Raw genomic sequence first — 12,425 nt, forward strand, 5'->3', positions numbered from 1 at the left:
CTCCCACTGGGCGTAGGCGTCCGGGTACGCCGACACCTGCACCGTCTGCGCGGCCTTGGTCAGCGGCATGTCCTGCCACCCGTCAACCTGCTTCAGACCCTTGAGGAACGCGGTGGTCGAGTACTCCGGATCGGTGATCTGCTCCGGCGTGCCCCAACCACTGGAAGGGCGCTGCTGGAACAGGCCCAGCGAGTCGTGGTCGTTGGCGTCACCCAGGTGGCCCAGGTTCTCCAGCTTCGACTCCTGCAGGCTCGTGGCGATCGAGATCACCGCCGCCCGCTCGGGCATGCCGGCCTTCTTCGTCGCCGCGATGATCGCCTTCACATTCGCGACCTGCTCACCGTTGAGCGTGATCTTCGACTGCGCGCCCTGCACACCATGCGGAATCAGCTTCGCCATGTCCGGCTTGGCGGCCTGCGCCGCGGCCGGCTGGTCGGCCTCCATCACGGCGGCCGGGGTCATCCCGATACTCGGGGTCGCCTCGTGGGTGAGGTGGGTCAGCGGGCCAGCCGCCAGACCACCAGCGAAGGCCAGACCAGCGACACCAAGAATGCTCTTGCGCAGCATCGTGTTCATCTGAAGCTCCATTCGGGGGTTGGCGCACGCGCCGACGGGGGTCGGCAGCGGTGCGCAGGCACCGTCAGGCGCTCAAAGAAAGGGGAAAGTCTCTGCCCGGCCGGCTCGCGGGGCGGGGCCTCTTCGCGGCGCCGGGACCATGTACAACGACCGACGACCCATCAACATTCCGGGCCCACACACCCCCCGCCTCACCGGGCGAGCGTCTTCTTCGGCCGTGCACCCGTGTTCAACGCCCCCCGACCGCCAACGATTCCACCCCCGGCCGCACCTCAGATTCCGACATTACACACATTTCGCCCCAGTCTGGCGGGTTGGCTGGATCCAAACATGTCCGCGACAGAAGATACGAAACCGGCCGGCCCCGGAAGGGAGCCGGCCGGTCGCGGAGAGCAGGAACTCACCAGAGCTGCTGGACGATGTCCGCCGCCTGCGACTCCCACTGCGCGTACGCGTACGGGTACGCGGACACCTGGACGGTCTGCGCGGCCGTGGTCAGCGGCAGGTTCTGCCAGCCTCCGACATTCTTCAGCGCGTCGAAGAACGCCTTCGAGGCGTAGTCCGGGTTGGTGATTTGCTCGGGCGTACCCCAACCCGACGACGGGCGCTGCTGGAACAGGCCCTCCGAGTCGTGGTCGTTGTACGCGCCGAGGTTGCCCAGGTTATACAGCTTCGACTCCTGCAGCGAGGTGGCGACGCCGATGACGGCGCCCCGCTCGCCCACGCCGGTCTCCTTGGCCGCCTGAACGATGGCCTTGGCGTTGTCGACCTGTGCGTTGTCGAGCGGGATGCGCGACTGCGCGCCCTCGACACCGTGCGGGATGAGATCGTCCCGGGTGGGCTTTTTGGTCGTGGCGGAAGCCTGGCTCGCGCGTTCCGCGCCGCTGGCGGCATCGGTGGCGTCGGTCTGGCCAGTAGCCAGGTCGATCGCGGCGACGGCGCCGGCGTGCGGACCGGCGGTGACCGGCGCGGCGAAGGCGCTGGGCCCGACCGCCAGGCAGCCCAGAGCAGCCACGCCGGCGATGCTCAGCGCGGCCTTACGCTGCGGGGTCCTGGTAGCGGCGGGGATCCACCGGGTCTGAGCGGCCTCGGCCGTGCGGCGCGAGGTCTCTTCGGCGGCGGGGATCCATCGGGTCTTCGCAACCTCGGCCGTGCGTCGGGAGGTCTGCGCGATGGCGGGGAGCCACCGGGTCTTGACGAGCTCGGCCGTGCGATGCGAGGTCTGTTCGATGGCGGGGAGCCATCGGGTGAAGTGCTGCTTCACGATGGTTGCCCTTTCGATCATCACGACGCGCTCCGGGGTGAGCGAGCCTCGGGGGAGCTACCGGCCGGTACGGGTTTGCGCTCCGGCCGCACTGGGGAACACAACAAGCCGGCCGTGTCGGTCATTCCGGAAATGCCGGAGAGCAGCAGCCCTCAGCCGGCGGCCGGCGTGCCGAACCGGACAAGCACGTGCCAGAGTTGCTTAAGGTGCTGAAGGGTGACCTCGAGCGGCCCCCGGTCGGCCCACCGCTTTGGGTCCCGCACCACCGACGCGGCAGCCCGGCCGATCAACGCGGCATGCACGGGCTCCCCCGGACCGGCGAACTCCGCGTGCACTCGGACGGCCAGCTGCGGGATCTCCGGGCCGCGGAACTCGGCGTCAATGCCGTCGACCGGCAGTTCGAATCCGTCGTGCCAGTGCAACGGAAAACCGTGCCGTCGGGCGATCCCGGCGAGGATCCGCCCAGCGTCGGTGCCCCGGAACGACGGGTCGACCACCAGCGCCTCGACGTCCCGGTCGAGGCTCAACTCGCCGTGGATCTGCGCCTCGATGTAGTCGTCCAACGCTCGCCCGGCCTCGGCGGATTCCCGCTCCTGACGGCAGAGCAGCGCACGCAGCAGCGTACCGGTGTCCATGCCGGCCGCTCCGAGGCTGACCCCGGTGTCGGCGGTGGCCTCGAGCAGCGCGGCGAGCACCGGTTCGAAGACGTCGAGGGTGCCGAGGTCTTTCGGCTCGGTGTGACTGTCGCCGAAGGTGAAGGATGCTCGGCCGAGGAGCTTCGGGCGCAGCCGCAGGTGGCAGGAGCCGAACCGAGGGCAGGCGCCGTCGGCGTGGTCGAGCAGGTTCAGACCGCCGTACTTCGGACGCTCCGACGGGAGCACGCCCGGCCGCTGATAGGCGCCGCCGAACAGCGTCGCCTCCCAGCGGTCCCGATCGCCGCCGGGAAACGCGGTCAGCCCCCCGTTGGAAATGCCGGTCTCGAACTGGCTACGGTAGACACCCTCTCGGTCCAGCGCCTCGGCCACGGTACGGCCATCACGCAGCAGCCGGTCCGGGTGGAAGTTGAGCGTCAGCCGCCCGTGCGTGGCCACCGCCGCGATGATCTCCTCCGGCTGGTAGCCCGTCCCCGAACCGGCAAGGTGCCGGGTGATGGTGGCGAGGGCCGCCGGACGGTCGCGCCGCGCAAGGTGGCGGACGTGCCGCAGGGCGGCGGCCTGCGCCGGGGTCAGTGCGGGCGTGGTGGCGGGGTCAGGCACCGCGCGAGGGTATCAACGGCGGGGCGGCCGGGCGGAGTTGTTTCAGTGCTCAGGCACCGGAGCCGTCCGCAGCGCCGCGTTCCTCAGCGGTACGCAGCTCCTGGAACACGGTGAGGTGCAGGCCCGCCGGGGCGTCGAGACGGGCGTTGAGGGACTGCCACGGAGTGACGGTCGGCGGGGCGACCTCGGTGGCGCCCGAGGCGACCAGGCGCTCGGTCACCGCGCGGCTGTCGTCCACTTCGAACGCCACCCGCAGGCGCGGCGCGACCTGCCGGCCGACCTCCACCTCGTCGATCATCCGCTTCTGCGCGGGGTTCGCCAGCTCCAGGGTGGCCCGGCCGGCGTCCAGGATCACCACCCGCGCGCCGTCGCCGCCCGAGTATGCGGCCTGTTCGGGAAGACCCAGGGCGTCGCGGAAGAAGGCAACCGCCGCGTCGTAGTCGTCGGCCTCCACCACGAGACGGAGCTGGCGTACGGTCGGCGGCTGGTCGTTCCCCGGCACCGTCATGACAGCCGATCCTACAGCGTGTCTCATAAGTCCGTTGGGTCATGAGACACCGCCCTTCTCGGGCGTCCCTGCCGTCACGGATATTCGTGGCGGTGGGGTTCCTCCGTCATCGGGGCTGGTTTCACCGGCGCGTGGGCGCTGGCCAGAGCCGTCCCCCTCGGGAGGCGTTGGTGACCGGGCCTCGTACTTCGGGGTCCCGGGTCTGGGCATGGTGCTGCTCGGCCCAGACAGCGAGGTTGACCGCCGCGTTGACGTCCCGATCCGCCTCATGCCCACACGTCTCGCAGCGCAAGACGCGCACCGAGAGGCGTAGCGCCGGGCCGACGGTGCGGCAGGCACTGCACATCTTGGTGGACGGATACCACCGAGGTGCCGAAACACGCGCTAGTCGACGGCTGCGGCGCCGAGCCGGGCGACGAAGTGCACGTTGCTCGGCGTGGCGGCGAGCTGGCGCAGCAGCCGGTCGAGGGCTTGCTGTCGGTCCAGTTGGGACAGCGCGGGTCGCAGCTTCCGCAAGCGGTGACGCTCGATGTCGGTGAGCAGCAGCTCGTCCCGCCGGGTGCCGGACGCCCGGACGTCGATGGCCGGGTATGTACGCCGGTCGGCCAGGCCACGGTCCAGCCGCAGCTCGGCGTTACCGGTGCTCTTGAACTCCTCGTGGATGAGGTTGTCGGCCGCCGAGCCGGTCTCCACCAGCGTCGAGGCGACAATGGTCAGCGAGCCGCCCTCCTCAACGGCGCGAGCGGCGGCGAGCAGGCGCTTCGGCGGGTTGAGCGCGGCCACGTCGACGCCGCCGGAGAGCGTACGCCCGGCCGACCGGACGCTGAGGTTGTAGGCGCGGCCGAGCCGGGTCAGCGAGTCGAGCAGCACGACCACGTCGTGCCCCAGCTCGACCAGCCGCTTCGCCCGCTCGATCGCCAGCTCCGCCACCGTCGTGTGGTCCTGCGGCGGACGGTCGAACGTGGCCGCGATGACCTCGCCCTTCACCGACCGCTGCATGTCGGTGACCTCTTCCGGCCGCTCGTCCACCAGCACCACCATCAGGTGGCACTCCGGGTTGTTACGGGTGATCGCGTTCGCGATCGCCTGCAGCACCATCGTCTTACCCGCCTTCGGCGGCGAGACGATCAACGCCCGCTGGCCCTTGCCGATCGGCATCACCAGGTCGATCACCCGGGTGGTCAGGATGTGCGGCTCGGTCTCCAGCCGCAGCCGCTCCTGCGGGTACAGCGGAGTGAGTTTGTAGAACTCCGGCCGGCGCTTCGCCTCCTCCGGCTCCATCCCGTTGATGGTGTCGAGCCGGACCAGCGGTACGTGCCGGCCACGGTGGGGTGCGGCGGCGACCGCGCCGGTGACCAGGTCGCCGCGGCGCAGGCCGTACCGCCGAATCTGAGCGGGTGTGACGTACGCGTCGGCGGCGGAGGGCAGGTAGCCGTCGACCCGGATCAGGGCGTGGTCGTCGGCGGTGTCGACGATGCCGACGACCGGCGTGGGGGTGTCGGTGTTGGTCATCCGATGCCTTTCGGTGGGGCCCGTGGCCAGGGCGATGGTTGGGGAAGCGGCGGGCGGAACAGGTCGAGGCGCGCGGAGAGACCGGGCGTGCCGGGGTGTTGAGGCACCTGGGCCGCCTCGGGGCGTCCGACCCGGGCCGTCACAGCGGGCGGTCGGTGCCGACGGAGACGGTCGGATCAGCCGCACGGCAGGCGATCGGGAAGGCCGACCGGCGGGACACCCGCGGCGGCGGATTTGCGCGGCTGTCGACGGTGATCGGTGATTATGTGGGAGAGAGAACACCGGGCGGCGCCGTGCGCCGGCATCCGGGTTCGTCGGAACATTAACCCGACAGCGTCGGGCGGGGCAAGCAGCTGTCGGCCGAGACGAACGTAACCGCGGCCTGTCTGGAGGCACAGGCTGACGGTCGCGGGTGTTCGGAGGTCATGCCGCTGCGACGGTTGACCCTGACGCAGGGGCAATCTCCCAGCATGGTGGCATGACCACGAAAACCAGTGCAATGGAGGTCGCCGGCCTGCGCGAGTCGTTCGGCGATCACGGCGACGATGAGGAGCAGGCGGAGAGGGGCGACAGGACGATCCGGCACGCCACGATCCACCACGACGGCGTCACGATCCCGGTGTCTCGCGGCGGCCGGGGACGACCGCTGGTCCTGTGCCCTGGGCTGAACTCGACACAGGCAGACCTGCACGAGCTGACCGAGTTGCTGCGGCACGACCACGATGTGGTGACCTTCGACCTGCGGGGCCATGGCCTCGCCTCGGCCGCCGACCGGTACTCCTTCGAGGCTTTCCTCGGCGATCTCGTCGCGGTGATGGCAGAGGTGGAGCGTTTCGACCTGCCCTCGGCACCCGTCCTCGTGGGCTACTCGCTGGGTGCAGACCTGGCGGTGCACTATGCCGCCGAGCATCCTGACACCATCGCCGGGCTTGTTCTCATCGACGGGGCGAACCCGGTGCCCGAACCGTTCATCACCGACGCTGACCTGGCAGCGTTTCTCGCAATCTGGGAGGACCTGGTGACGCAGCAGGAGCCCGTGCGGGGCACGGCGCGTCAGGTGTTGCTCACTGCCCAAGAGATTCTCGACGTGAACGTCGAGGTCGATGTGGTTCGGTCCGGGATCCTCGCCCGATACGGGAAGATCGACCGGCGGATCAGCATGATCATGTCGAGCTCGATGGCCGGCGACAGCGGCGAAGGGCATGTGCCGCGGTTCAATCAGAACTGGCGTGCCGGCGTCGAGCGGCTTGTCCGCGAGCAGCCGCACATCGCCACGTTCTGGCTCAACGCCGACCATCGTCTGGTCTTCACCCATGCCTCGGAAGTCGCTCAGATCATCCGGCGTACACAAGGCGCAGCCGGCCAGGCACCTGCTTGAACACCGCGTAGCAGACTGGGGCAATGCTGACCATCGGTGAGCTGGCGTCGTACGCCGCAGTGACGGTGCGCGCCGTGCGGCACTATCACGCCAAGGGGTTACTGCCGGAGCCGGAGCGGGACCGCTCCGGCTATCGGAGGTACGACGCCGGCGCCGTGGTCGAGCTGATCAAGATCCGGACCCTCGCCGAGGCCGGGATCCCGCTGGCGCGCGTGCGGGAACTGCTGCAGGCCGAGAAGGAGGAGTTTGCCGCAGTGGTCGCAGACATTGACAAGCGGCTGCGGGCGGAGATCCGGGAGCGGCAACGGCACCGGGAACGGATTGCTCGCCTCGCCTCCGGGGACAACCTGGCGCTGCCTGCGGTGGTGGTCGAGTATCTCGACCGGCTGCGGGCGCTCGGGGTCGACGAGCGGATCATCCAGGTTGAGCGCGACGGCTGGATCCCGCTGGCCGCGCACTCACCCGAGCGGGTCCCCGAGTGGATGGCACGCAAGCGTGAGCAGATCACTGACCCGCAGCTCATCGCGTTCTATCTCACCCTGGGCCAGGCACTCGACCGCACCGACGACGACCCACGGCTGGTCGAGCTGGCCGAGGAACTGGCCGCCTACCTCACGCAGATGGCCAACGAACAGGGCGAGGACTACGTCGACGACACAGATATTGAGCCGCCGCTGGTCAAGCTGATGGACAGACTGGCGTTCGACACGGTGCCACCGGCCCGTCGGCTGATCGAGTTGCTGAAAGACCGAGGCTGGACCGGCTGGACCGAACTCAAGCGCGTGGACCCCGCACCGGATGCGGCCGGAATACGCCAGGAAGATGCCGCAGCGCGTTCCGGGCCCTGTCGATGACTGCTGGTGGGGTGTCCACGATGCTGCGCACGCTTGGTGGCGACGTGCTCGTAGCCGGGCACGGCCGGTTAATCCGTCCAGGGCGGCCCACGGCCCGTGCCTCCGGGCCCGCGCGTCGCGGTCAGTGTCCCCGGGCGATCCACTCGTCGAGGTGGGGCGCCTCGGCGCCGATGGTGGTGTCGTCGCCGTGCCCGGTGTGGACGACGGTCTCCGGCGGCAGGGTGAGCAGCCGGGTCCGGATCGACTGGATGATGGTGCCGAAGTCGCTGTAGGAGCGGCCGGTGGCACCCGGCCCGCCGGCGAACAGGGTGTCGCCGGTAAAGACCACGCCGAGGTCGGGGGCGTGCAGACTGCACGCGCCGGGGCTGTGGCCGGGGGTGTGCAGCACCCGCAGTGTGGTCCCGCCGACCGCGATGGTCTGGCCGTCGGTCAGCTCCCCGTCGGGTGGCGTGTCGGGGTGGACCAGGTCCCAGAGCACCCGGTCGGCGGGGTGCAGCAGCACCGGGGCGCCGGTGGCCCGGGCCAGTTCGGGCGCGACCCGTACGTGGTCGTCGTGGGCGTGGGTGGCCAGGATGGCGACCACTCGGCGGTCGCCGACGACCCGGCGGATGGCAGCCACGTCGTGCGGCGCGTCGATGACGACGCACTCGATGTCGTCGCCGATCACCCAGACGTTGTTGTCGACGTCGAAGGTCTGCCCGTCGAGGGAGAACGTGCCGGAGGTGACGGTGTGGTCGACGCGGGCGGTCACGGGAAGACCACCACCGAACGGAGCACGTCGCCGTGGTGCATCCGGGTGAACGCCTCCTCGACCTGGTCGAGGGCGATTTCCTCGGTGACGAACGCGTCCAGGTCGAGGCGGCCCTGCTTGTACAGCTCGGTGAGCATGGGGAAGTCACGGCTGGGCAGGCAGTCGCCGTACCAGCTGGACTTGAGCGCACCGCCACGGCCGAAGACGTCCAGCAGCGGCAGCTCGACCTTCATGGCCGGGGTGGGTACGCCCACCAGCACGACCGTGCCGGCCAGGTCCCGGGCGTAGAAGGCCTGCTTCCAGGTCTCCGGGCGGCCGACCGCGTCGATCACCACATCGGCGCCGAAGCCGCCGGTCGCGGCGCGGATCGCCTCGACCGGGTCGTCCTCGGAGGCGTTGACGGTGTGCGTGGCGCCGAAGCGGCGCGCCCAGTCGAGTTTGCGGGAGTCGGTGTCCACCGCGATGATCGTCGTCGCTCCGGCCAGTGCGGCCCCGGCGACCGCGGCGTCGCCGACGCCGCCGCAGCCGATCACCGCGACCGAGTCGCCCCGGGTCACCTGGCCGGTGTTGATCGCCGCGCCGAGGCCGGCCATCACGCCGCAGCCGAGCAGGCCGACGGCGGCGGGCCGGACGGACGGGTCGACCTTGGTGCACTGGCCGGCGTGCACGAGGGTCTTCTCGGCGAACGCGCCGATGCCGAGGGCGGGCGTCAGCTCGGTGCCGTCGGTGAGGGTCATCCGCTGGGCGGCGTTGTGGGTGTTGAAGCAGTACCAGGGGCGGCCCCGGCGGCAGGCCCTGCACTGCCCGCAGACGGCCCGCCAGTTGAGCACCACGAAGTCGCCGGGAGCCACGTCGGTGACGCCCTCCCCCACCTGCTCGACGACGCCGGCGGCCTCGTGGCCGAGCAGGAACGGGTAGTCGTCGGTGATGCCGCCCTCGCGGTAGTGCAGGTCGGTGTGGCACACCCCGCAGGACTGGACGCGCACCACCGCCTCACCCGGACCCGGGTCGGGCACCACGATCGTGGTGACCTCCACCGGCGCGCCCTTGCGCCGCGACACGACTCCCCGGACTTGCTGACTCACGGCTCCTCCCGCCTGTGTCGGTCTGGCGTACTTTCGTGAACCTACCCGTCGAACGTACGCGCCGGCCCACCGCTGGGCGGTGGTTATCTTCCGCATCGCAGGGTACGCGGCAGCAGTTCTCCGCATCCGACGGGAGTGATCATGAGGCTGGCGCATACACCGCTGCGGGTCAGCATCGGCGCGTTCATCCTGAATTCCGGGCTCAGCAAACGCGGCCTGGAGGGCGAGGCCGCGCAGGCGGTGCACGGCATGGCCGTGGGCGCGGTCCCCCAACTCGAACAGGTGGGGCCGGACCGGTTCGCCAAGCTGCTGTCCCGGGGCGAGATCGCGCTCGGTGCCGCGCTGCTCGCGCCGTTCGTGCCGTCGCTGTTGGCCGGTGCGGCGTTGGCCGCTTTCGGCGCCGGCCTGGTGCAGCTCTATCTCAAGACGCCCGGACTGCGGGAGCCGAACAGCTTGAAGCCGACCCAGGCCGGCACCGGCATCGCCAAGGACGTGTGGCTGGTCGGCGCCGGCCTCACCCTGATACTGGACTCGCTGACGCACCGCCGGCGCTGCCACTGAGCATCGCGGTCAGGTGCCGGCCGGGGCGGGGACCGCGACGGCGGTACGCTCGGCCGCGTGGCGGCGGCGGGCGGCGTTGCGGTAGCGCAGCACCTGGACCGCGCCGAGCAGCCAGAGCAGATACTGCACGGCGAACGCCCAGCGGAACGCGTCCAGCGACGGGGCACTCCGCCCGGCCGGGGTGGCCAGGTCGAGGACGACGCCGACGGCCAGGATCAGCAGGATCGAGGCGACGAACCCGCCGACGTTGACGATGCCGGTGGCGCTGCCGATGCGGTGCACCGGGTTGGCGGTGCGCGCGTAGTCGAAGCCGATCACCGAGCCGGGTCCGTTGGCGGCGAGGACGACGACGAGGGCCACCAGCAGCCAGTGCGGTGCGCGTCCCGGCCAGGCCAGCACGACCGTCCAGACCGCGGCGGTGCCGGCGGTGATCGCGAAGACCAGCACCGAGCGGTGGAAAGGGTGACGGGCGCACAGGTGGGCGATCACCGGTCCGCAGATCAGGGCCCCCACTGCCATCAGGGTCAGCAGCGACGCCGCCGCGGTGGGCGAGAATCCTTGCCCCTGCACCAGGAACGGATAGCCCCACAGCAGCGCGAACACCGAACCGGAGAACTGGGTGACGAAGTGGCTCCACAGGCCGAGGCGGGTACCCGGCTGGGCCCAGGCCTCGGCGAGCTGCCGGCGTACGGTGCCCAGGTCGGGGGCGGCGGCGGTGACGTGCCCGATGTGCGGGGTGTCTCGAACCGCGACGAGGACGAGCAGCAGCACGGTGGTGCCGAGCGCCGCCGCGGTGAGGAACGCGGGCGTCCAACCGACGTGGTGCAATAGCGCCACCAGCGGAATCGCGCTGAGCACCGCGCCGAGTTGCCCGACAGTGCCGGTGAGCTGCACCAGCAGCGGGTTGCGTCGGCCGGGGAACCAGAACGCTACGATACGCAGCACGCTGATGAAGGTCATCGCGTCGCCGAGGCCGACCAGGACGCGGGCGGCGACCGCGAGGCGGACGTCGGTGGCGACGGCGAAGCAGAGCTGACCGGCGACCATCAGCACGCCACCGGCCACCAGCATCCGGCGGGAGCCGAACCGGTCGAGCAGCACACCGACCGGCACCTGCATGGCCGCGTACACGGCGAGCTGGGCGACGGAGAAGGTGGCCAGCGCGGCGGCGTTGATGTGGAAGCGGTCCGCCGCGTCGACCGCGGTGACGGCGAGCGAGCTGCGGTGGAAGATCGCCACGAGGTAGGCGGCGAGCGCGACCGCGTACACCAGGACGGCAGGGCGGCCTGGACGGGCGGCGGAGGTACGTGGCAGCGGCGGGGCGGCGGCGGTCACCGCAGCGTCCGCAGCGCGGTCGCGGCGTTGTCGATGTGCGCGCCGACCGCGTCGAGCCAGGGCTGCGGGTCGTCGCCGTCGAGGGCGGCGAGCTGGCCGGCGTGCTCGGTGAGGGCCACCTCGGCCCAGCCGGGCGAGAGCCGGAAGCTGGCCTCGCCCATGCGCAACTGCCGGTCGCGCAGCCGGTGGTACAGCTCGGCGAGGATCTCGTTGCCGGCCGCCTCGACGACGGTGGCGTGGAAGGCCCGGTCGGCGGCCATCAGGGCGGTGACGTCACCGTCGGCGTGCGCCCGGCGCATCTCGGCGAGCCAGCGGGCCAGGTCGGCCTTGAGTTCGGCCCGGCGGGGCCAGATCCGCTCGGCCGCGTACAGCTCGACGAGGCGCCGGGCCTCGATGACGTCGACGATCTCCCGCGCCGACACGGGCCGGATCAGCGCGCCGCGCTTCGGGTACAGGGCGACCAGCCCCTCGGCTTCCAGGCGCAGCAGCGCCTCCCGCACCGGCGTACGCGAGACCCCGGCCGCCTCAGCGATCTCTCCCTCGCTGATCAGCAGCCCACCCGGGTAGACCTGCTCCAGGATGGCCTGCTTGAGGTGCTGATAGGCCCGCTCGGCGCACGATGGCCCGACGGCGCGCGCCGAGGCGCTGGGACGCGTCATGTATCTATGCTGCGCCCCAGGACCCGATGATGGTCCGGCCGGACCCGTCGACCGTGACCCGGCCCACTGTCTGCCTGACCACGCCGTTCGTTGATTGACTCCATGCAGGGGACATGGCGGTATCGAGCGGAACGACCGTTTGCCCCGACTCGGAAAGTTGATCACCGAGCTGAGCACACACGCCCGATGTCGTGCCGGGTGGGTGGAACGTCATGGAGGTCATCGTGGCCCGGAGACGTCCGTGGTGTTCCAACCGACGGGCCTGACCCCTTGGGCGGGGGTGGACCTTGGTGGGGCGCTTGTCCGGTTTGCGGGAACGTGACCGCCCGGCATCCCGGGGTGGAATGGCGGGCGGCGGTCGGTCGTTGAACACGGGTGCACAGCCGAGGAAGACCCCCGCCAGGCGGGGTGTGCGGGCCCGGAATGATGGCGGGCCGCCGGTCGTTGTACATGGTCCCGGCGCCGCGAAGAGGCCCCGCCCCGCGAGCCGGCCGCGCAAAGACTTCCCCTCTTTTCCTTTGAGCGCCTGACGGTGCTTGCGCACCGCTGCCGACCCCCATCGGCGCGTGCGCCAACCCCCGAATGGAGCTTTTGCGATGAACACGATGCTGCTGCGGAAGAGCATTATCGGTATCGCCGGTCTGGCCTTCACCAGTGGTGTGATCGCCGGCCCGCTGGCCCACCAC

At 70.7% G+C, this 12,425-nt stretch carries 11 protein-coding genes and 2 pseudogenes; 3 read left to right on the forward strand and 10 right to left on the reverse strand.

Going from position 1 to position 12,425, the window contains the following annotated elements; all coding sequences use genetic code 11:
* The 6 genes and pseudogenes from ABZ671_RS31575 to rho all read right to left on the reverse strand — a co-directional run.
* The coding region (locus ABZ671_RS31575; RefSeq protein ID WP_357864965.1) for a hypothetical protein at nt 1–576 on the reverse strand (576 nt) is incomplete at its 3' end.
* Between the two features lie 400 nt (nt 577–976).
* Nucleotides 977–1,840 carry a hypothetical protein gene (locus ABZ671_RS31580; protein WP_357864982.1) on the reverse strand — a complete coding sequence of 288 codons (864 nt, stop codon included), beginning with the start codon at nt 1,838–1,840 and terminating at the stop codon, nt 977–979.
* A 152-nt stretch (nt 1,841–1,992) separates the two neighbouring features.
* Nucleotides 1,993–3,096 carry a DUF3626 domain-containing protein gene (locus ABZ671_RS31585; RefSeq protein ID WP_357864966.1) on the reverse strand — a complete coding sequence of 368 codons (1,104 nt, stop codon included), beginning with the start codon at nt 3,094–3,096 and terminating at the stop codon, nt 1,993–1,995.
* A 49-nt stretch (nt 3,097–3,145) separates the two neighbouring features.
* On the reverse strand, nt 3,146–3,604 hold the full coding sequence (locus ABZ671_RS31590; protein ID WP_357864968.1) for a VOC family protein: 459 nt from the start codon (nt 3,602–3,604) through the stop codon (nt 3,146–3,148).
* Nucleotides 3,605–3,725: 121 nt separating this feature from the next.
* Nucleotides 3,726–3,965, reverse strand: a pseudogene (locus ABZ671_RS31595) (zinc ribbon domain-containing protein); the annotation flags it as partial.
* 23 nt (nt 3,966–3,988) lie between these two features.
* Nucleotides 3,989–5,092, reverse strand: a pseudogene (gene rho, locus ABZ671_RS31600) (transcription termination factor Rho); the annotation flags it as partial.
* 502 nt (nt 5,093–5,594) lie between these two features.
* On the opposite strand from rho, the gene ABZ671_RS31605 reads away from it, so the two are divergent.
* The gene (locus ABZ671_RS31605; protein ID WP_357864969.1) at nt 5,595–6,494 is read left to right on the forward strand and encodes an alpha/beta hydrolase; all 900 of its coding nucleotides are present in this window, start codon (nt 5,595–5,597) and stop codon (nt 6,492–6,494) included.
* A gap of 23 nt (nt 6,495–6,517) precedes the next feature.
* Entirely contained in the window at nt 6,518–7,348 is an 831-nt protein-coding gene (locus ABZ671_RS31610) for a MerR family transcriptional regulator (RefSeq protein ID WP_357864971.1), read from the forward strand.
* Nucleotides 7,349–7,469: 121 nt separating this feature from the next.
* Here ABZ671_RS31610 and ABZ671_RS31615 read toward each other — a convergent pair whose 3' ends face one another.
* Nucleotides 7,470–8,099 (reverse strand): MBL fold metallo-hydrolase, encoded by a 630-nt coding sequence (locus ABZ671_RS31615; RefSeq protein WP_357864972.1) that lies wholly within the window; start codon nt 8,097–8,099, stop codon nt 7,470–7,472.
* Complete coding sequence (locus ABZ671_RS31620; protein ID WP_357864974.1) at nt 8,096–9,184, reverse strand: S-(hydroxymethyl)mycothiol dehydrogenase; 1,089 nt, start codon at nt 9,182–9,184, stop codon at nt 8,096–8,098. Before ABZ671_RS31620 ends, ABZ671_RS31615 begins: the two co-directional genes overlap by 4 nt.
* A gap of 141 nt (nt 9,185–9,325) precedes the next feature.
* Here ABZ671_RS31620 and ABZ671_RS31625 point away from each other — a divergent pair, with 141 nt between their 5' ends.
* On the forward strand, nt 9,326–9,745 hold the full coding sequence (locus tag ABZ671_RS31625) for a hypothetical protein (protein ID WP_357864976.1): 420 nt from the start codon (nt 9,326–9,328) through the stop codon (nt 9,743–9,745).
* 9 nt (nt 9,746–9,754) lie between these two features.
* Here the strand turns inward: ABZ671_RS31625 and ABZ671_RS31630 are convergent, their stop codons facing one another.
* Both ABZ671_RS31630 and ABZ671_RS31635 read right to left on the reverse strand, forming a co-directional pair.
* Nucleotides 9,755–11,080 (reverse strand): MFS transporter, encoded by a 1,326-nt coding sequence (locus tag ABZ671_RS31630; protein WP_357864978.1) that lies wholly within the window; start codon nt 11,078–11,080, stop codon nt 9,755–9,757.
* Nucleotides 11,077–11,739 carry a GntR family transcriptional regulator gene (locus tag ABZ671_RS31635; RefSeq protein ID WP_357864980.1) on the reverse strand — a complete coding sequence of 221 codons (663 nt, stop codon included), beginning with the start codon at nt 11,737–11,739 and terminating at the stop codon, nt 11,077–11,079. The genes ABZ671_RS31630 and ABZ671_RS31635 overlap by 4 nt, the downstream gene beginning before the upstream one ends.
* Nucleotides 11,740–12,425: the final 686 nt, after the last annotated feature.

It is taken from the genome of Micromonospora sp. NPDC006766 (assembly GCF_040636055.1).
In the GTDB taxonomy this organism is placed as follows: Bacteria; Actinomycetota; Actinomycetes; order Mycobacteriales; family Micromonosporaceae; genus Micromonospora.

What these genes read in the sequence shown, in the direction of transcription:
- ABZ671_RS31590 (WP_357864968.1), bottom strand. Translation starts at nt 3,604, where the DNA reads ATGACGGTGCCGGGGAACGACCAGCCGCCGACCGTACGCCAGCTCCGT.
- ABZ671_RS31635 (WP_357864980.1), bottom strand. Translation starts at nt 11,739, where the DNA reads ATGACGCGTCCCAGCGCCTCGGCGCGCGCCGTCGGGCCATCGTGCGCC.
- ABZ671_RS31625 (WP_357864976.1), top strand. Translation starts at nt 9,326, where the DNA reads ATGAGGCTGGCGCATACACCGCTGCGGGTCAGCATCGGCGCGTTCATC.
- ABZ671_RS31605 (WP_357864969.1), top strand. Translation starts at nt 5,595, where the DNA reads ATGACCACGAAAACCAGTGCAATGGAGGTCGCCGGCCTGCGCGAGTCG.
- ABZ671_RS31610 (WP_357864971.1), top strand. Translation starts at nt 6,518, where the DNA reads ATGCTGACCATCGGTGAGCTGGCGTCGTACGCCGCAGTGACGGTGCGC.